Origin of the sequence: Ancylomarina longa (assembly GCF_003996985.1) — a bacterium.
In the GTDB taxonomy this organism is placed as follows: domain Bacteria; phylum Bacteroidota; class Bacteroidia; order Bacteroidales; family Marinifilaceae; genus Ancylomarina_A; species Ancylomarina_A longa.
Window position 1 is genome coordinate 334,007 of sequence record NZ_RJJX01000001.1, and the last position, 20,381, is coordinate 354,387.

14 protein-coding genes are annotated in these 20,381 nt (G+C 33.5%); 2 read left to right on the top strand and 12 right to left on the bottom strand.

All coding sequences use genetic code 11. The features are described 5' to 3' along the window. Nucleotides 1-142: 142 nt before the first annotated feature. Entirely contained in the window at nucleotides 143-1,858 is a 1,716-nt protein-coding gene (locus tag DLK05_RS01325; RefSeq protein ID WP_127342169.1) for a dipeptidase, read from the top strand. Between the two features lie 222 nt (nucleotides 1,859-2,080). Next, nucleotides 2,081-2,428: a 50S ribosomal protein L19 gene (gene rplS, locus DLK05_RS01330; RefSeq protein WP_127342170.1), complete on the top strand. Its 348-nt coding sequence runs from the start codon at nucleotides 2,081-2,083 to the stop codon at nucleotides 2,426-2,428. An 84-nt stretch (nucleotides 2,429-2,512) separates the two neighbouring features. On the opposite strand, the gene DLK05_RS01335 is transcribed toward rplS, so the two are convergent. From DLK05_RS01335 to DLK05_RS01390, 12 genes are all read right to left on the bottom strand, one after another. After that, on the bottom strand, nucleotides 2,513-4,039 hold the full coding sequence (locus DLK05_RS01335; RefSeq protein WP_127342171.1) for a carboxypeptidase regulatory-like domain-containing protein: 1,527 nt from the start codon (nucleotides 4,037-4,039) through the stop codon (nucleotides 2,513-2,515). Nucleotides 4,040-4,069: 30 nt separating this feature from the next. Next, nucleotides 4,070-4,456: a hypothetical protein gene (locus tag DLK05_RS01340; RefSeq protein ID WP_127342172.1), complete on the bottom strand. Its 387-nt coding sequence runs from the start codon at nucleotides 4,454-4,456 to the stop codon at nucleotides 4,070-4,072. A 710-nt stretch (nucleotides 4,457-5,166) separates the two neighbouring features. Beyond that, nucleotides 5,167-6,882, bottom strand: coding sequence for a hypothetical protein (locus tag DLK05_RS01345; RefSeq protein WP_127342173.1), 1,716 nt, complete (start codon nucleotides 6,880-6,882; stop codon nucleotides 5,167-5,169). A 365-nt stretch (nucleotides 6,883-7,247) separates the two neighbouring features. Beyond that, nucleotides 7,248-8,870: a hypothetical protein gene (locus tag DLK05_RS01350; protein WP_127342174.1), complete on the bottom strand. Its 1,623-nt coding sequence runs from the start codon at nucleotides 8,868-8,870 to the stop codon at nucleotides 7,248-7,250. 383 nt (nucleotides 8,871-9,253) lie between these two features. Further along, complete coding sequence (locus DLK05_RS01355; RefSeq protein ID WP_127342175.1) at nucleotides 9,254-10,690, bottom strand: CsgG/HfaB family protein; 1,437 nt, start codon at nucleotides 10,688-10,690, stop codon at nucleotides 9,254-9,256. A 31-nt stretch (nucleotides 10,691-10,721) separates the two neighbouring features. Continuing rightward, complete coding sequence (locus tag DLK05_RS01360) at nucleotides 10,722-11,144, bottom strand: curli production assembly/transport component CsgF (protein WP_209319641.1); 423 nt, start codon at nucleotides 11,142-11,144, stop codon at nucleotides 10,722-10,724. A gap of 16 nt (nucleotides 11,145-11,160) precedes the next feature. Then, nucleotides 11,161-11,571, bottom strand: a complete 411-nt coding sequence (locus DLK05_RS01365; protein WP_209319642.1) for a CsgE family curli-type amyloid fiber assembly protein — start codon at nucleotides 11,569-11,571, stop codon at nucleotides 11,161-11,163. A 281-nt stretch (nucleotides 11,572-11,852) separates the two neighbouring features. Then, complete coding sequence (locus tag DLK05_RS01370; protein WP_127342178.1) at nucleotides 11,853-12,872, bottom strand: PorP/SprF family type IX secretion system membrane protein; 1,020 nt, start codon at nucleotides 12,870-12,872, stop codon at nucleotides 11,853-11,855. Between the two features lies 1 nt (nucleotide 12,873). After that, a complete protein-coding gene (locus DLK05_RS01375; RefSeq protein ID WP_127342179.1) occupies nucleotides 12,874-17,646 on the bottom strand; it encodes a T9SS type B sorting domain-containing protein in 4,773 nt (1,590 codons plus the stop codon). Nucleotides 17,647-17,870: 224 nt separating this feature from the next. After that, nucleotides 17,871-18,059, bottom strand: coding sequence for a helix-turn-helix domain-containing protein (locus tag DLK05_RS01380; RefSeq protein WP_209319643.1), 189 nt, complete (start codon nucleotides 18,057-18,059; stop codon nucleotides 17,871-17,873). 156 nt (nucleotides 18,060-18,215) lie between these two features. Beyond that, on the bottom strand, nucleotides 18,216-18,641 hold the full coding sequence (locus DLK05_RS01385; protein WP_127342181.1) for a hypothetical protein: 426 nt from the start codon (nucleotides 18,639-18,641) through the stop codon (nucleotides 18,216-18,218). A 348-nt stretch (nucleotides 18,642-18,989) separates the two neighbouring features. Then, on the bottom strand, nucleotides 18,990-20,375 hold the full coding sequence (locus DLK05_RS01390) for a sigma-54-dependent transcriptional regulator (protein ID WP_127342182.1): 1,386 nt from the start codon (nucleotides 20,373-20,375) through the stop codon (nucleotides 18,990-18,992). Nucleotides 20,376-20,381: the final 6 nt, after the last annotated feature.

A 20,381-nucleotide genomic window follows, 5' to 3' on the forward strand; every position in this document is an offset into this window, starting at 1 on the left:
ACAAAACCTGCTTGAATTAGCTGGTTCGTATATATATTAAACAAGAAACACGCCATCAAATATAACTCAAGTTTAGTAATATTCATATGGCAATTCCAACCGACCTTAATCGGGATGGTATTAACATTTAAATTGTAATAACATGAAAAAAAATTATTTCGCTGCTGCTGTTCTTATGGTAGTATCGGTATTTTCAGCTCTGAATTCGGATGCGTGTACAAATTATTTAATTACTCGTGGTGCTTCAACTGATGGTTCGAATATGATTAGCTATGCTGCAGATTCGCATGTGTTATATGGAGAGCTTTATTTTCGTCCAGCAGCTGATTGGGCTGAAGGTACCATGGTTGACGTCTATGAATGGGATACCGGTAAATATTTAGGTAAAATCCATCAGGTTGCTCATACTTACTCTGTTATCGGAAATATGAATGAGAATCAAGTGGCCATAGGAGAAACCACCTATGGAGGAAGACATGAGTTAGGATCCCAAGAAGGTGCCATTATTGATTATGGTAGCTTGATTTATTTAGCGCTCGAACGTTCTAAGTCTGCTCGTGAAGCTATTAAGGTAATGACAGATCTTGTTGAAACCTACGGATATTATAGTTCTGGTGAATCATTTTCAATCTCAGATGCTAATGAAGTTTGGATTTTAGAAATGATCGGTAAAGGTAATGGTGAAAAAGGTGCAGTTTGGGTTGCAAGAATGATACCTGATGGTTATGTAAGCGGACATGCGAACCAAGCAAGAATTACCAACTTCCCTTTAGAAGGTAAAAATTCTATCTCTTCTGATAAAATGGATAAAATCTTCAATCCTGAAGTGACGAATGTGTATGCTAAAGATGTTATTTCATTCGCAAAAGAAAAAGGATATTACCCAAAAGAAGGTAAAAATAAAGATTTTAGTTTTTCTGATTCCTACGCTCCTGTTGATTTTGGTGGTGCCAGATTTTGTGAAATCAGAGTATGGTCCTTTTTCAATAGTGTAAAAGAGGGAATGGATAAATATTTTGACTATTGCAAAGGTAATATTGAGCACGACAGTAAAGGTTATGCTACTAATAGGATGCCTTTATGGGTTAAACCAGACAAGAAAATCAATGTCTTGGATGTGATGGACTTTATGAGAAATCACCTTGAAGGAACGGAACTTGATATGTCTAAAGATATGGGAGCAGGACCTTATGGTAATCCATATAGATGGAGACCTTTAACATGGAAGGTTGATGGAGTAGCATATTGTAATGAACGAGCAACAGCTACACAACAAACAGGATTTTCTTTTGTTGCCCAAAGTCGGAATTGGTTACCAAATGCAGTTGGCGGAATCAATTGGTTTGGAGTAGATGATGCTGCTTCATCGGTTTATTTTCCGATGTACTGCGGAAGCAATCGCGTACCAGAATCATTTGCAGTAGGAAATGGAAAAATAATGGATTTCACTAACAAATCGGCATTCTGGATATTCAATCAAGTAAGTAATTTTGCTTACACAAGATATAATCTTATACATCCGGTAATAGCTAAAAAACAAAAAGCACTGGAGAAAAAATATTATTCTTTCACTAAAATAATTGATCTTGCTGCTGAAGGTATGTTTAAGGAAAATCCTGATGCTGCAGTTGAATTTTTAACTGATTTTTCTTGCAATCAAGGAAATAATCTAGTTCGCGAATGGAGAGGATTTTACGGAGATTTGTTCGCTGAATTTATGGATGGAAATGTTAAGGCAAAGGATGGTAACAAACAAAATCCTAAATTGGATCAACCTGGTTATAGCAAAGAATTTTACAAAACCATCGTGAAAACAACTGGTGATAAATTAAAGGTAAAAGGTGAAATGAGTCATTAAGAAAATGAAATAAATAACCAATAAAATATTAGGGAGCTTTGGAGCTCCCTTTTTTTTCAATTATTTCTCTCTTCTTTAAATTCTTTTATTTCAAAAAATCAAATAAAAAAGTTCACTACTTAGATTTTTTTGCTAATTTTGCGGCGAATTCGTGCGTAATCTCTGACATGGAAATAGCTAAATATGTTTACATTGCGCTCGTAAACCTTAATAAATAATACAATGAATTTAATTAAAATTGCGGAAGAAGCTTTTGCTACCGGAGTAGATGTTCCTGAATTTAATTCAGGTGATACAGTTAGTGTTTCCTATAAGATTAAAGAGGGAAATAAAGAAAGAATTCAGATTTTTAGAGGTGTTGTGATTCAGATTAAAGGTTCTGGATTAACTAAAACTTTCACAATTAGAAAAATGTCTGGTAATGTTGGTGTGGAAAGAATTATCCCATTATTTTCTCCATTCATTGAAAAAATTGAAGTAAACAAAAGAGGCCGTGTTAGAAGAGCAAGAATATTCTATCTTAGAGGTCTTACTGGTAAAAAAGCTAGAATTAAAGAAAGAAGATTCTAAGCCATTATCGATTAAAAAAGGGTGTCTCAAAAGGACACCTTTTTTTATGCTTTTAAGTATCAAGAATAAAAATTCACGATATAATTATTTGGGATTAATCCATTCTGGCATTTCTGCATTTTTAATAATTTCCTCGCGATTCTGTCCATCAGTATCCATCGTCCAAATATTTTTTGTTCCATCCCCATCATTAGCAACATTCATAAAAATAATTTTACCACCTGTCTGTGAGAATACAGCCTGTAAATCATTTGTACCAGCTTCCTTATTGTCTTCTGATAGATCCGTTAAATTTGACCCGTCAACATCAATACTATATATTTTAGCATTAAATTGTTGACCTTGATCATCTTCATACAAAGAATCCAAGGAGAAAATAACCTTATCTCCAGTAATGGTAAAGTGAGGATTTGATAAAGTTCCAGGTAGATTATCCACTAAAAGAGTCATATTAGAACTATCCGGGTCCATCAAATATATCTCATTATCGTATGGTAATTCTCCTTGCGTTAGCGCTACAATTTTCTCCTGACTTCTATTTTTAAAATGCCCACTCCATTCACAAGATTTAAATTGACGATTAACTGGTGCTTTTGCAATAGACTGTAATCCTGTACCATTATAATTAATTTTATAAAGATTACTATAGTTTGCATAAGCAATTTGACTTCCATCTGGCGACCAGGAAAAACCAGAACCATTATTCTGATATCCTGCAATAGGAAGATCTGTAACCTTAGTCACATTATTGCCTTTCAGATCCATCGTATATATTTGATACTTTCCAGTTACATTTGATGAAAAAGCCAAGAGCTCTTCATTCGGAGAAATCCTAGGGGAAACTTCACTACCACCATCATCCGTTAATCTAATAAGATGATTCTCTGCTAAATCCCATGAATAAATATCTTTACTACCAAGTGTATCCTTAACGAAAAAGAAAGGGTTACTCGGGTATTTTTCTGTTTTAAATTTCCATAATCGCCCTTCAGTTTCATCCAAACTTCGGTTACGCGCCACAATCTTCCATTGATATGGTGTCTCAAATTTAAGACCAGAAACAGTATAAGTCGTATCAAGAATATTAGATGCCACTTTAGTTCCCTCAAAATCATCACCTCCTTCAAATATGATTACATCATAACGCAAAGTATCACCGGTTTCTGTCTCTCCGGCATTCCATACCAATTCTGTACTTGTAGCTAGATCAACAGTCGCATTTAAAGGTGTTATATAAACAGGCTCTTCAGGTGCTGCAAATTCAGGTGGTGCTACCTGCATCACAATATCCATAACCAGTGCTTGTCCTACAAGAACTTTAATACTAACATTTTCCGAAGTATAATCTTCCTTTTTAGCTGTAACAGAATAATCCCCAACCAGTACTTCGCCAAGATTAAAATGCCCATCAACATCCGTAGTAACAGACTTGGAACCAGGACTTGTGGAAATCGCAACTCCTTCCATAGGAAGATTTCCATCGGAAGTTTTGACCGTTCCGCTAATAGAGCCAAATTGATCTGGATCGATGGTGTTCTCATTACACGAAAAAACCAAAGAAAATATAGTCATCAAGAATAAAAATCTGAAGAGTAAGTAGAATTTTCTCATAAACTAGCTGCAATTTTAATTTTTCTTAATTTAATGATTATCTCCATGTAAAACAACCGAATCTTGAGCAATCAACAAGTTATTGTGATAAACCTTCAAGCTGACAATGAGATTATCATTACGCAAAAGATTTACTCTAGATTCAGATAATGATAAAATCGTTAATTTCTCTGATATTACCTTCCCTTTTTGTATTGTTGACGAATGCCCGGATCGACCATTCTTTTCAGTTTTCAGAATATAATCAAGGTTTATAAGCTTACTCCCTAAATTTTGTAATTTTGCCGTAAGTGTTAAATTACTCACTTCGCCTTCCATTTCAATCCAGGCTTTTATTTGCTTACCATCCAAAAGGTTTGTTTGACTAACTCCTATAAGTAGGAAGGAATACAAAATGATCAGGTGTTTAATAATCATTTACATGTGATTTTGATTTCCTTATAAATGTATTTAATATTTAACTTAAAATCAATCACTATTACGTTAAAATATTATAAATACATTAAAAAAAAATGTAATTACTATAAAATACCTTAAAAACAAAAGGGATGCCCTAAAGGACATCCCTAACAATTTAAACCTGCTCCGTATTCACAAACCACTCTTTATTATATCGTGATTTTCAATTTATTTAAAATATAGCATATCTTCTACGATAAGCAGTATTCATTGTAATCTTTTTGCTCCAACTTTAATTTTCAAAGCTCTTATTATTCCCAATAATTTTTTGTTGCAATGAATTAACATCACCAATATAATGGCGAATATTTGAAGAATTGTTGAATGCAAAGTTAATTCTCAAAAAAATAAAACATCAATTAAAATTAAAAGACTATATAATCTTGAATACTCTGCGATTTTATCAACATCCATAAGTCAGAACTAATCAACAAATGCAAATCGATTTCTATTAAAAATTTAATTGCTTATTAATAATAAAATTACGATGTAAACAAATGTCCTGATACAAATCTAAAATGAGATCAAAATACAATAAAGAAATTCTTTTATAAACTTAAAAACAATTGCACAGAGCATATCAATTGAAGAATTCATAAAAGAATCATTTTAAAATCTTTATCAGGAAAAAAATTCCCGCCATTGGCGGGAATTAATTCTTAATTTACTTATGGAGTTACGACAAATGAAGTACCTACATTACCTTGCTGAACGAAGGAGAAATTGTCATTACCATCTTGAATAACTAAACCGAAATGGTCATTACCAATTTGCTCTAGATGAGATGAATTGTCGTCACCAAACTGATAAGTTAAACCAGTATTGTTATCACCTGTTTGTGAAATGAATGCCATATTTCTTGCGCCATCCATTTGTGCAATTACAGCTACGTTACCGTCACCTTTTTGCATGATATCAGCAGAACTTCCATCTTGATCATACTGAAATACCCAACCTCTGTTGAAATCACCTCGTTGAACAACACTAGCAGAAGACATTGAACCACCAAATTGACCTACGAATGAGAAATTATGTTCTCCATTCTGTCTTATTTTAGCGTTATTTTTAACACCTCCAATTTGATCAATAATTGCAGTATTTCCATGATCTAACTGTACTATTCTTGCACGATTTCTAGTTCCATTAATTTGAGAAATATAAGCAGTTTGATGATCACCATATTGCTTAACAGTAGCTTTGTCTTTATAACCCCACTTTTGAGATACATCAGCAAAATTACGATAGCCATCTTGCAAAACATCAACAGTACCACCTACTTCAGCAATTTGATCAACATATGCAGCATTACGTGCACCTATTTGAGTTGTAGTTGCTGTATTATAACCACCACCAATTTGAATTGTTCTTGCTACGTTTCCGCTGCCATTTTGATCAATCGTTGCCATATTCATTTCTCCCCAACGTTGTAAGGTATAAGCACGATTAAAGAATCCATTTTGAAGGATATAAGATTTATTAGCATATCCTCTAAACTGCATCGCTTCAGCAGAATTAAATCCTAAGAACTGAGTGATTGTTGCATTATTGAACTGACCTCCTAATTGAGTGGTTCTTGCTCTATTTAAAAAGCCATCCTGATTCACAAGTGCAGAATTCATATAACCGCCTAGCTGAGAAACATTAGCCATATTGCGATAACCAAACTGTAATACAGTTGCAGTATTTCCGATACCGAATCTTTGACTAATATTGGAACGATTTCTAACACCAACTTGTAATACATTTGCCATTGTTCCCCAAGTAAGGAATTGTGAAACTGTAGAAGAGTTTGCTATACCAAGCTGTCCAACATATGCACCACTTAATGCACCCATTTGCCATACATTACTTTGATTAAAAGCACCTAATTGGCCAACAAGAGCAGTATTTCCAAATAACCCCTGAGTGATTGAAGAACCGTTTCCTAAACCAGCTTGCCATGCATTAGCAGAATTAAAGAAACCAGACTGACTAATAGTAGAGTAGTTAAATAATCCAATTTGAGTTACACCAGCATTATTAAATGCTCCTAATTGACTAATCATGGACATATTAAGAAGTCCCCATTGGTCAACAGTTGCAGAATTCAACAAACCAAATTGATTAATTAATGATCCGTTAAAAATACCTTTCTGTGTAACGTCAGCAGAATTAGCTATAAAAAATTGATTAATGTCTGAATAGTTTGCAAAACCATCCTGATCTACATTAGCCATATTAAAGAGTCCAAGCTGGTTAATATCACTATTATTATATAATCCGACCTGCATTACAAAATCGGTATTCATATAACCAGTTTGGCTAACATTGGATGTGTTTACCTGCGCAAAAGCAGAACTTGCTGCAAATACGACGGCCACAAATAAAAATAATAATTTTTTCATGGTTGAAAATTTTTTAAGGTTTTAAAGTGAATTTTAAAGTAAAATCTAAATAAAAGGTTTAAGAGCTCTGATCTATCACGAAAATGCTTTTCCAACATGTTTCGATCCTTTATCTAAATTAAGAAAAAGCAGTCCCAAAAGCCTTGATTTTTACATGAATGGACTTCATGTGTTGATTAATCCTATCGTCAGCTCAGCTAATTTTTATGAGGTCTAAAAAAAAATAAGAAATATTAAACAATTATTGAGCTTCAATGAATTACTGTGATATAAAGAAACCGCCAAATCGCATAAAATTCGCGAATTTGACGGTTTGGTTTATTCAAAATCAATCAAATCGAAGAAAAAATTTTGTTGCAAACAAATTAATTTGATTGAATAACTACTGCCGAATTTCCATTACCGTATTGAGTCACAACAGAACTATGTCCTAAACCATACTGATATACATCTACGCTGTTATTACTTCCAAATTGCTCTGTATAGGAAGAATTAAGTACACCTTCCTGATACGTATTAGCTACATTATTCTCGCCATAAGCTTGTACAGACACAGCTAAATTCAAATCACCATTCTGAATAATTAAAGCAGAACTATTGTCTACCTCATACTGAACTATAGCAGCCATATTACCATTTCCAAACTGGCCAATACCAGCATAACTAGCTTCGGTATTAGTTTGTTCAATGTATGCGTAATTATAAGTTCCAACTTGTAAAGCTTCCGCAACACTACCGTAATTACTTACCTGCATAATTTCAGCATCATTATCCATTCCAACTTGTCCGATATAAGCGTCATTCCACGCTCCATCAACCTGTGTAATAAGAGCTTCATTTCCTGCACCAAACTGATCCACTTGAGCAGTATTAAATTCTCCACCTAGTTGAACTACTTCTGCATCATTATAATATCCGAATTGATTCACAACAGCTGTATTATAAAATCCGTTCTCCTGATCAACAAATGCAGTATTTCCACGACCTTGTTGAGATACTAACGCCCAATTTAAAGAACCATAAATCTGATCAACTTCTGCTGCATTATCTCTGCCATGCTGATTAATTGAGGCTAGATTTCCGATACCGCCATATTGATATGTGAAAGCAAAATTATCTTTGCCATGCTGAGCGATACTTGCGGTATTAAACCAACCGCCATACTGTAATGCATAAGCATCATTTGACTTGCCATGCTGATTAATGTTAATATTATTCATCCAGCCACCTTCTTGTAAACTATAAGCAAAATTAAATTTCCCCTTCTGCATAATGGTAGAACTATTAGAATCTCCCCAATTTTGATCTATCATAGCTGTATTAAACATACCTCTTTGATCAACTGTTGCATAATTATAAACGCCGTATCGTTGAGATATTGAACTGCTATTAGCAAAGCCAAATTGATTTACCCATGCACCATTAGCATAAGTAAACATTTGCTCAACGTTGGAAGAATTAAATAATCCAATTTGGCTTACTTCTACCATATCATACATCCCTTCAAATTGGAATACATTTGACTGATTAAACCAACCATACTGGTAAACATCAGCTACTTCGCCATAACTAAACCACTGATTAATGCTAGAATAATTAATACCAAACTGATTTACAAAAGCACTGTTTTCTGAACCCCAAAATTGACTAATAAAAGAAGTATTTGCTCCCTCCTGATAAACAACTGCAAGGTTATTTAAACCAAATTGAAAAGCTTTAGAAAAATTACTTCCTGCCTGAGTAGCGTAATATTCATTACCTTCTCCTAATTGTTCTGATAAGGAAACATTAAAAATGCCATTTTGATCTACATTTGCAACATTAAGTGTTCCATTCTGATAGATATCGTTAATGTTAAAAAATCCAACTTGCGATACTATAACCTGATTTCCAAGTCCAAGTTGGTTGACATTAGATTGATTAATCTGTGCAAACGAAGCGGCACCAGATAAAATTAAAACTAAAAGAAAAAATAAATTCTTTTTCATGGTTTGATTTTTTAGGTTTAAAGTGAATAAATCAGGTTTCCCTGAGTAAAATTTAATTACTAGATTCAACTATAAATAAATTTCGATTTATTGATTTATGTTTTGAATACAGATTAAATTTAAAAAGATCATATGGAAATATAATGTTAGATTACATTAGTTTTACATTTTAAATGATGAAACATCCGAAGATATTGACTAACATTATTGAAATATACAAACCACTGATTATTTATTAATTATAATTAAACAAACACAAAACCACATGTAAATACAATAGATGTAATAGATTTTTTTCAACTTTTAATACTTCATAAAAAATGCCGGAATAAATCCCGGCATTGTTAATAACTTGTTAATATTTTATTTAGTAGAAATCAAGCTTATTTCTCTTTTTTCCTTATCTTTTTGTTCTTCTTATTCTTATTTCTATCCCAAATTTTATCAAAGTAAAAATTCAATCCAATTTTACCTTCCCAGAAATAATCATTATACTTTCCCTTATTTAATCCATCAACTCCATCATCAAATATATAATGATTTAAAATAGAAAAATTTAATCCAAACCTTTCATTAAGTAAAAACTCCACACCAACTCCATAAATACCTTGTGCATTAATTGAATTTGACAAATCAAAAGTGTAAGCTGATTTATTCTGCTCTGAAACTACACCAAAACCACCTAAAATATATGGTGTCCAATCTTTATATGGGGACAATCGATACTTCATGGTAAAATCCAAGGAATTAAACGTTTTCTGAAGATATTGAGTCGTAGCAAAATCACCTCGACTCAAATTTATCCCAAGTTGTAAAAAAGATTGAGTATCGTAAAGCATTGAAACTCCACCCATAAATTTCATTTCTGGATTACTATAATCACCCATAAATAGCCAAGAACCTGCATTAAACCCTAGTCCAAATTTATGCCGGCGTGGAGTTAGTAAATGATCGAAAAAATCAGCTCCCTGATTATCTTCTTTTTCGGCTACATAATTCTTGATTACATCAGAATTTACATCCTCTGGATTTTTTAAATCCCATAAACCTTCAATAACTCCTTCGATTATTAAAGACTCCACAGCCTTTTCAATAGCCTCTTTTACAGCCATTTCTGACGGCTCATTGTATGTGAAACCTGTTTCTGCCTCCAAAAGTCTTTTGAATTTCACATATCGAAAAATACTTGCATCAATCTTTTGGGAAAGAATCATTTTTGAAGTATACACAGTTTTAAGAATCCGACCATTACTGGTAGAAATAGCTCTTAAATATACCGTAACCCGATCTTGTCTATATTGTCCTGAAGCCCCTGCTCCAAAATATTTTAATCCAGCTCCTCCAGTAAGAACATTTGCATCATAACTAATAACTCCACCTTCTAAAACTAATCCGGCAAACAAAAGTGGTGGTAATAATTGAGATCCATCTTTTTGACCAGCATAATTCGCTCTGCTTGATCGAATTATTTTTCTTTCGTTAAGAAGATTTGATAAACCCTCCCTTTCAATAGGAATAAACCAACCAGACTCTTCAATTGCTTTTAATAAAATTGAGGTTGTCCCTTGCGTTACAGCAGTAGACCAATTCGCTCCTGTAGTAGATGGTTTATATTGACCTGTTTGGTCTCTAAATTTATATACAGCAGCTACAATCTTTTCTTTAGGTTCAGGAAGACCAACTAAAGTTTTTCGTCCTGGTGTTTCTGCACCTATTTCTGCCCTCTGTTCTGTTAGAGGTTGATTAAAGAATGGTACACAAGAAGTAAAGAGTAGAATAAATAATAGAATAAAGGAACTATAGCGTATAAGTTTGAACATATAGAGAGATTTAATAGATGACAATTATTTTTTAATAACTCGGTATAACTACATTGGTGAAATTCCCAGTCGTTATATCCTGCACATTAACCGTCACACCTCCTCCATCTTGAAAAACATCAACCTTATAATTTCCAAGATTATAAGATCCTGTCTCAAGATTTCCTCCATCACCAAAAATAGAATTTACCAATCGGCTCGACAATTGATTTAAAATTTGACGATTTAAATTATCCTGAAAATCATCTAATGGATCAGTTTTGAGTTGATCGTCTGCGTTAGGGTCCTTAAGTCTATTCTGTTGTGTCGCAGAGTTTAAAAGCCAGTTCATATTATACTGATTTCCACCAAACGATGAATTAATTGGCTGGTAAACGAAATCTTGTGCAGTAGCATTTAATTGTCCTAACAAGATTAAAACTGATAATATAAAGATTACTTTAAAAAATCTCATATGTTGATATTTAAGATTAAAATATTCCTGTTCCTTGTTGATCGTCTCCATCTAATTGAGCCTTCATTTTTTCATAGTTATTCAAATATCTTTTTGTTCGCTGACTTGCGTAATTCGACATTTGCTCTAAAATTTCATAGCGAGGTTGAACTCTTTGTTTAAAAACCTCATTATCATTAACCAAAACAGTAATTTGGGTTGCTAACCCAGGCAATACCATCTCCTTAATTGTGATAGTATAGTTTTTCGAGTTCTTGGGAGCATCCCAATTCGAAAAAAACAAATCGTAAAAGTCCCGGCCTACTTTTGTTATTGTTTGATCTACCACAAGACCATCGATTTCCATATCAAGTTCATTTGATTTAGCTTGATTATTCTCCTCAATTACAGCATCAAATGTCTTTTTAAGAAGCTTTAGTGTTCTCAAAGAATCTCTTTTTAACTTTGAACTTTGCGCATGTACCTGAGTTAAATTGATCAAAAACAAATTAACAAACAAAACGAGTGCGATTTTTTTCAAAAACCCTATCATTTACATTACTATAAATTACGTATTCAATACTATATAAATATAAACTTTCTATTTATAATTTCATAAACTTTTACACTACAATAGACTTCTATTAAGAAGTCTTAACTTTATTTAACTGCTTAAATAAAGTTAAACAGACAAAACTAATTCTTTGACTACTACTCTTTTTTTATCCATTAAAATTTTGGACACCTTATAGCATGAATCCTTCGTCTTCGTTTAAAGTAACGAGTTCCAGTACGAGAGTGACTTATTTTTCCCAACAAAAAACTAACACTAATTTCATGAGCTCCTGAATTAGTCTTCACCAATTTAGACACCACATAATCATAGGAATACCCAATACGAAAATTGTCTGTTTGATAACCCAATAGTATAATAAATGCATCAAAATCGAAAGATAAATTTTGTCGAAACCATCCTCCAATCACCCAATAATTTCTAGATAAATATAATCCATAGTTTATTTGCTCAAAATTATCTTGTTTCTGATAAAGAATATTAGGAGACATTATATAGGAACTTTTCAATAATCCTCGAGAAAAGCCAACAGGTATTGATGCTCCAGCATGAATTGTATACTTTCTAGGCAAAAGTGTGGGGTTATTATTAGGATTGAATCTTTGATCAGGTTCAGATATATGGTCTATTACTGCACCGAAATAGTAATTTTTATAATTAGCAACTAGTCCTCCTGAAAAATCAAGATAGGACTGAGTTAGGTTGTTTGGCTGAATTTCTCGGCTGGGGTAAATTACACCATAGAGAGGATCGATCATATCAGAAAAAACCAGAGCTTGCCAATCTAATGTTCTTTGCACATAACTAACTTTTAAACCCGTCTTTATTGAAAAATCTCTGTTTATATCAATTGAATAAGAATATATACCAGAAGCCATCGTAGTTTTAATGGCTCCTAATCCCTGATTATCCTGAAGAATCAGTACTCCAATCCCTCCATTAATAACATCTACAAATTGATCGTATGATGCGCTGTATGTAACAAAAGGACGTTCGTTTGTTGGCCATTGATTACGATAAGAGAAGGAAACAACAGGAACAATATCAGCCCCTGCAAGAGCAGGATTCAAATATAACCGATTTGCATAAAATTGAGAAAATTCAATATCCTGTGCCTGCATCGTAAAAGCGGACATCAAAAAGATGATTATATGAGTGAATTTCCATTTTAGCATTTTATCTGATTAAAGAAACAGTACCATCCTGTCGGGCTTTTCCGTTGATTAATAAAATCCATACATAAACACCAGTATTTGCATTTTTACCTTTGTAAGTTCCATTCCACCCCTCCCCTAAGTCTGTAAATTTATAAATCATCTCCCCCCATCGATTATAGATGTACATCTCAATATCTTCTCCTGCCAGATCACCAGTAATCACCGGTGCAAATGTATCATTTACCCCATCTCCATCAGGAGTAAAAGCATTGGGAACAAAAATCCGATAACGATCCACATAAACCATTATTGAATCCCTGCCAATACATGAATTTAGATCGGTAAATTGCAATTTATACACCCCTTCCTCAGTTACCGTATATGTTGAAGAAGTATTACCATCTTGCCAAAGATAACTTCCAGGCAAAAATTTAATATCAATAGCGGGATCAAGCACTTTACTCTCCGAATAAAAGATGGTAATATCCTTTCCTAAATCGAATATTGGTTTAGGATGAATGATGAAATTTATTACTGATAAATTGGAGCAATTACCATTATTAACCTTGGCATAAACCGTTAAATTATCAGTAAGAACATAGGAATTAGAATTAAATATTTCATCCAATAGGTCAAGATCTTCGTACCAGGATAAAATCGCTGCACTTGTATTTGTTATTTGAGAAGCTAAATCTCCCAGATTATAATTTTCAATCTCTCCACTCCCATGTATATTTTCACATAATTCAAGACTCAGATCATTTGCTTCAGGCAAAGAATTCACATAAAAGTTTAAACGAGCTGAATTCTCACATAAATTGCTATTTATAATTAAAGCATAATAAGAACTTTGATTACTAATACTTATATTCGCAGGATTTAATACCGGAATAGTATGTTGATCGTCTTCAAACCACTGAATAGTGGCATCAGGATCTATACTTACCTGAGTATCGTATTGTGTTAAATCTACATTTCCGGTTTGAGCTAAACCAAAACTGTCTTCACAAAACATTTCTGTTCCCGAATTTGTAGGAGGTAATCCAATAATCTTATAAGATAAAATTGCAAAATTTTCGCACGATCCATTCCATACTCTGGCATAAAATCGATCACCATCTACTACTCGGGTATTTTGAGGATTCCCAACAGGAATTGAGTAAGAGGCATCAGAATACCAAAGAATATTACTATTCGGAGCATTACTAATATCTGACTCATGTGATCGTAAGCTCTCTCCACTAACTTTACCAGTATTGTAAATATCTTCGCAAAGAACAACTTGGTAATCATTTGCAATAGGAAGTGAATTAACCGTAAAATCAATTTTACCAACATTATTTTCTCCCCCGAAACTAACTCTTACAAAGAAGCTGTCCCCATCACTAATACTTGTATTTGCAGGGGTAGAAACAGGGAGACCTAAGGCAGCATCAAAAAACCATTCCTTAACCGTTCCCGGATCATTATTTACTGCAGTTTCCAACTGTGATAAATCATAGCTGGAAACAGTTGCGCTTCCCTGAATATCCTCGCATAGCTCAATTTGTAAATCATTTGCTTCGGGTAATGGTCTGACATTAAAAGTTAAGCTCGCACTATTATTACATTTAGAATCGTTAACCAACGCATAAAAAACTATTCCCGATGAAACACTTACATTATTTGGAGTAACGACTAGTGTAATCAAGGTAATATCCTGATACCATATTACACCTGCCCCACTATTCTGTGTAATAGTATTATTATAATTTGAAAGATTAATCCCAGAAGCAATACCTGTTCCAAAACTATCCTCCCAGACATCCTGTATTTGATTTACAGCAACAGGTAAAGGGTTAATTGTGTAAGTCACAATAGACACATTTGTATTGGAACCGTCACTAACAGCTGCAAAAAATCGAATTCCATTAGTCGCCAACACATTAGTAGGATCTACGATTGCATTATTAGGCAATCCATTAGGTTCGGTTGCCCAATCAGAATACCAAGCGAAGGAGTCACCGTTTCCCTCATTAATTTGATTTTCCAATAAAGTTAAATCAACAAAAGCACTACCTGAGCCTGTAGCATCTTCGCAAATATCAGGAAAAACATCCCTAGCAACAGGAGTATTTACTACTGTAAAAGTTAATGTTGCTGTGTTGTCGCAAGTTCCATCTGAAATAAATGCATAAAATATGTCTCCATCAGTTACATCCTGACTTGTCGGATCAGGAACCACGGTAGTTAATCCAACATCAGAATACCAGACAATGGAATTTGACAAACCTCCTAGTATAGAATTGTTATAATTTGTCAAGTCGACACCCTGAGCAATTAAAGAACCAATAACATCTTCAAATTCAACCACAAACTGACTGTTTGCTGTTGGTAAGGATCCCACAGAATAGGTAACCGTAGAAGAATTAGATTCTCCATTGCTCTGTACCAAAACATAGTATATTTGGTTATTGTTAACCGTTACATTTGTTGGATTTCCTACAGGATTGGTAAATGCTGCATCAGTAAACCAATTAACCGATGCTGTAGTCCCCCCATTAACAGCGCCATCCAATAAAGTTAAATCAATATTAGATGCATTTCCACTACCACTGATATCTTCACAAACTTCTATATTCAAATCATTTGCTATGGGCGAAGATCTTACATCAAACTGAATGCTTCCTCTATTACTACAAGTACCATTATCAATCCATGCATAAAACACATCCTTATCGTTTACGGTCAAATTAGTAGGATCAGGAATCGCAATTGTAAGTGCAGCATCCTGATACCAAACTATACCGGCGGTACTACTCACCATTGCATCATATGATGTCAGATTTACACCTGAAGCAAAACCACTTCCAAATGTATCCTCCCAAATTTGGATAACAACATCATTGCCTTCTGGTAAACTTTCAACCGTATAAGTTATAGTAGCAACACTAGTTTGAGTACCTGTTGATACTTCGGCATAAAATATTTCACCATCAGATACTATCCTGTTGTTAGGAGTTGCAACTGGCTGAGTTAAATTAACATCATGATACCAAACCACTAAAAATCCATTATTATTTGTTATCGCTGGTTCTAACAAAGTAAGATCAATATTTGAAACGATGCCAGAATTATAATTGTCCTCACATACAATAGGATTCTGATCTACCGCCATTGGCAAGGTATTCACCGTATAGGTAACTATGGCTACATTTGAACAATTTCCATCATCTATTTCTACCCAAAATTGATCTCCATTAGAAACTGTTACATTAGTAGGAGTAGGAATAGTGGTACTTCGTGCTGCATCAGAATACCAGGTGTAAGTAATCCCTGAACTTCCATTTATTGCAGATTCCAGAGAGCTAAGATCAATACCTGTAGCCTGACCAGACCCTGGATTATCTTCCCAGACTGATAGTGTCTGATCATTTGCAATGGGCAATGATTGTATAATAACATCCTGAATAACATTATCTGTTCCTCCAGAAATTAAATTAACTGTTAGATTTACACTATATGTTCCTGATGAAGCAAAAACATGATTTACAGTAAAGGGACTAACATTACTGGTTAGAGTAGTACCATCGCCAAAATCCCACAATACATCAGCAATATCGGTAAGATCTGATGTAATTGTAAATTCTGTATTATCCCCCTCACAATCGAATTGATATGCAAATTTTACCGTAAATAAACTCGTGACAAAATTCGGAAGTCCTAATTGACATGCCCTTCCTGCTAAACTCTTTGAATCAGGTACAAAATTGCAGCCTAATCCGGTAACATCAGGGCTATTAATAACATCTAGATTAGGACTTCCTGCGCTTAGAGTCAAATTCATTTTTGCCAGATATATTTTTCCATCTGGAGCTAATTGTAGGGCTCCATATAACCAAGACACACTATTGCCAACTATCTGGGCAGAGGAATTAATTGTATTTTGAACATTTGAGGTAAGGTCAAATTGGAGCACTTCTCCTGTACTGAACAAACTAATATAAAGCAAATTACCTGAAGGGGAGAATTCAACGCCATAAGGAGTTGAATGATTATTTAGTTGAATTGGATTTGAAACAGAACCATTAGAAGTATTAAAATCAAAAAGCTCAACCCTATTTTGGTCATATATAGCTACTGCAAGTTTGCTACCGCTAGTTGAAGTTTTCATGTAACCCACGGCATCTAAATTTGTATTGTGGCTTACACCAACAGTAGATACAACAGGTGCTGATACTCCACTAGAACTTAATAGATAAGCATAAAAATCACGACTCTTCCAACGATGCATAAGTATCCAAAAATCAATGCCATTTGCATGTTTAACAGCCGTAATTTTCTCACAAACCTTATTTGCGTTTAAAACCGTATTTTTAATCGTCACTGCACCCAAACCTCCATTTTGTGATAAATCAACAATGGAATATTTTAAACCATTATTCAAATTATTTTGCCATGCATCTACGGTAAAAATGTAGTAGAGAACAGTGCTTCCTGGTTGTTGAACAATAATAGAAGACTGTGTCGCAGAAGAATTACCATCCAATCCGTTTCCATTAGCCATCACAACATGGTTTTTATTATACACGGTGACTCCATCTGAATAAAATAACAAATCCCCTTGAACATTTCCGACAGTAGAACATCCTTCCTGTGTATCCATCGCCCCATCGGTTAGAGCTACAGAAGGATTGACATTAAAATCAAGACCGGCTTTTTTCCCAAAATACCAAATTCCTGCCTGACCCTGCCCCAGGGTAATTAGAGAAGAGAACAAACACGTTAATAATATAATGAATCTTGATTTCACCTAATTCTGTTTTAAAAATCTCACAATTTGATGCTATTCATTGAGTTGAAATGCCAACCTGTTTATTAATGATTAAACATTGATTTTACTCACTTTACATACAATTTACAAAATACTTTCCCAATGAAATATTAATAAAATTAAAAAACCAGGTAATTATTTCAAAAATCTTGAATCATCACCTGGCATTTAATATAAGTTAAACCGTAATTGAATAAAAAAAATCAACTTAATCCTAGATAATCGAACAATTTAGATTTCACATTAGCGGTTAAAGGTCTCTTTCCATTAAGAATATACGACAAGTAAACATCAGTAATTCCAATAATCTTGGCTACCTTTTTTTTCTTGTCATCAAGAATTCTCAATCTCTCTTTGATTCTTACTAAATCATTTTGAACTTCTTGTTTCATAGGTACTGTTTTATATATGATTGAAATTAAGGTTTCTTTTTTCTTAACTTGGGTGAAAGTAAATGGTAATTCCATTTACCTCCACAATTCCAAGTTAATTTTCTGCAAATTTTAACCAATTTACATGGTCTGGTTTTAAAGTGAATAGAGCCAAAATTAGTTCGGACTATAACTCAATCCTGAACCAATAGCCTTTTTTAATTCGAACAATCTCAATTGCTTTTGCAATAAATCATAGTTCCGATATAAGGTTTTGTGACTTTCAAATTTTGAATTCTTCCCCTCCCGATCTACTGTAATAACCACCTTGGTTTCTTTAAAATGATCATTAATATATTTTAGCATTTCTAAATTAGATAATGCTTTAAGAGGTATAATAACTAAATCTATTGATGTTTTATTTAGAATTATCTGAGTTTGAAAAGGATCATCAGCGAAGTAGGCCATTGCATCCAAACTATGAATATATTCTTTCAATTCATCAATTAGAGATCTATTTTCATTTATAAATAAAATGTTCATTGTTTTTCCTGATGAGGGAAGGATTTTAAAACTATTCCCTTCCAATATTAAAACATCCATATGAGATATAATTACAACACAAACTCACTATTCAATACATATGCCGAAAACCACTAAAGCCTGAATATGTACCACTTACACCCAGCTCCTATAATGGAGAGATATAATGTTCGTATCCGTTTTTGGATAGATTTATTTAAGATCCCTGAAACTAAATATGCAATCTCTTGTTAATCTAGGACATATAAGATATTGTCCATTTTTATCCAATTTCGTATATATCAAAAATGGAATATTCCATCATTTTATGAACAAGCTAAATACACAGGGATAGATGTGATTTTAACAAATATAAAAGCGTATATATCCGAATCTGGATGAAAAAAAAATCTGGAAAAATCCAGATTTTTAATTTTCAATTTTATACTTTTTTATCCTCCTATTCAGAGACTGCCATGTGATATTTAATAGATCTGCAGCCTTTGATTTATTATTATTACAACGTTCCAAGGCCTTTTTAATACAATTTCTTTCAATAAGCTCTAAATCAAAGATTTCCTCCGATAAATTGTAATTAGTATGATTTTTTCCTTTCAGCTCTTGCAATTGAAAATGAGACAAGCGAAGTTTATTTCTATCACAAACGATTATTGCTCTTTCTACCATATTTTTAAGTTCTCTAACATTGCCTGGAAAATCATAGTCCAATAGTCTTCTAATTACGGCTTCATCAATTTCATTGATATTTTTCCCCATTATTCGATTAAAATACTTCACAAAGTAATCCAATAACAAAGGGATATCTTCCCGTCTATTTCTCAAAGGCTCCAAATGAATTATGAATGAGCTAATTCTATGGTAAAGATCCAATCGAAAACCTTTGGTAATATTAAGCTCTTTTAAATTTTGATTGGTTGCAGCAATTATTCTCGTGTCAAAAGGAATTTCAATATTAGATCCAACTTTTCTAATCTTCCTATCCTCCAAAACTCTTAAAAATTTAGATTGAAGATTCAACTGCATATCTCCAATTTCATCTAAAAATAAGGTTCCTTTATTAGCAGCCTCAAACCAACCGGTTTTAGTGTCAACAGCTCCGGTAAAAGCACCTTTAGTATGCCCAAAGAATTCACTTTCGAATAAAGATTCAGGAATGGCACTACAGTTTACCGCATAAAAGCACTTCTCCTTCCGATTACTTAAATAATGAATCGCCCGTGCCACCAGTTCCTTGCCTGTTCCACTCTCTCCTGTGATTAAAACAGAAGTATTCTCAGCTTTTGCAACCTTACCTATTAAATTAATAAGTTCCTTCATATGGCGGCTATCACCAATTATTTCATAGCCTAATGCCTTATTAAATTCTTCAGAAATAATAGAGTAATTTCTTTTTACTTCCTGCAAACTTTTATTTAAATGCACAAATTTTTTTGTTCTTTCAATAGCATTTTCAACATCCCGAAGACGAAATGGTTTGGTGAAAAAATCTGATGCGCCAAGTCGCATGGAATGAATAACAGAATCCATCTCACTATAACCACTTATCATGATAACCTCGATCTCCGAATAATCCTGCTTCATTTTCTCTAACACATCCAAACCACTCATTTGTGGTAAATTAACATCTACAATGGCAATGTCAATTTCACTTCTATCCATTATTTGAAATGCTTCCGACGGAGATCCTGCTTTAAAAATCTGAAAATTAGGATCTGATAAAAAATCACAGAGCTCATCTCTGACAAGTTTTTCGTCATCAAGTATTAATATTCTTAGGTTATTAACTAAAGTCATTTAGTG

What these genes read in the sequence shown, in the direction of transcription:
- DLK05_RS01370 (WP_127342178.1), bottom strand. Translation starts at nt 12,872, where the DNA reads ATGCTAAAATGGAAATTCACTCATATAATCATCTTTTTGATGTCCGCT.
- DLK05_RS01340 (WP_127342172.1), bottom strand. Translation starts at nt 4,456, where the DNA reads ATGATTATTAAACACCTGATCATTTTGTATTCCTTCCTACTTATAGGA.
- DLK05_RS01350 (WP_127342174.1), bottom strand. Translation starts at nt 8,870, where the DNA reads ATGAAAAAGAATTTATTTTTTCTTTTAGTTTTAATTTTATCTGGTGCC.
- DLK05_RS01335 (WP_127342171.1), bottom strand. Translation starts at nt 4,039, where the DNA reads ATGAGAAAATTCTACTTACTCTTCAGATTTTTATTCTTGATGACTATA.
- DLK05_RS01325 (WP_127342169.1), top strand. Translation starts at nt 143, where the DNA reads ATGAAAAAAAATTATTTCGCTGCTGCTGTTCTTATGGTAGTATCGGTA.
- DLK05_RS01360 (WP_209319641.1), bottom strand. Translation starts at nt 11,144, where the DNA reads ATGAGATTTTTTAAAGTAATCTTTATATTATCAGTTTTAATCTTGTTA.
- DLK05_RS01355 (WP_127342175.1), bottom strand. Translation starts at nt 10,690, where the DNA reads ATGTTCAAACTTATACGCTATAGTTCCTTTATTCTATTATTTATTCTA.
- DLK05_RS01390 (WP_127342182.1), bottom strand. Translation starts at nt 20,375, where the DNA reads ATGACTTTAGTTAATAACCTAAGAATATTAATACTTGATGACGAAAAA.
- DLK05_RS01345 (WP_127342173.1), bottom strand. Translation starts at nt 6,882, where the DNA reads ATGAAAAAATTATTATTTTTATTTGTGGCCGTCGTATTTGCAGCAAGT.
- DLK05_RS01380 (WP_209319643.1), bottom strand. Translation starts at nt 18,059, where the DNA reads ATGAAACAAGAAGTTCAAAATGATTTAGTAAGAATCAAAGAGAGATTG.
- DLK05_RS01385 (WP_127342181.1), bottom strand. Translation starts at nt 18,641, where the DNA reads ATGGATGTTTTAATATTGGAAGGGAATAGTTTTAAAATCCTTCCCTCA.
- rplS (WP_127342170.1), top strand. Translation starts at nt 2,081, where the DNA reads ATGAATTTAATTAAAATTGCGGAAGAAGCTTTTGCTACCGGAGTAGAT.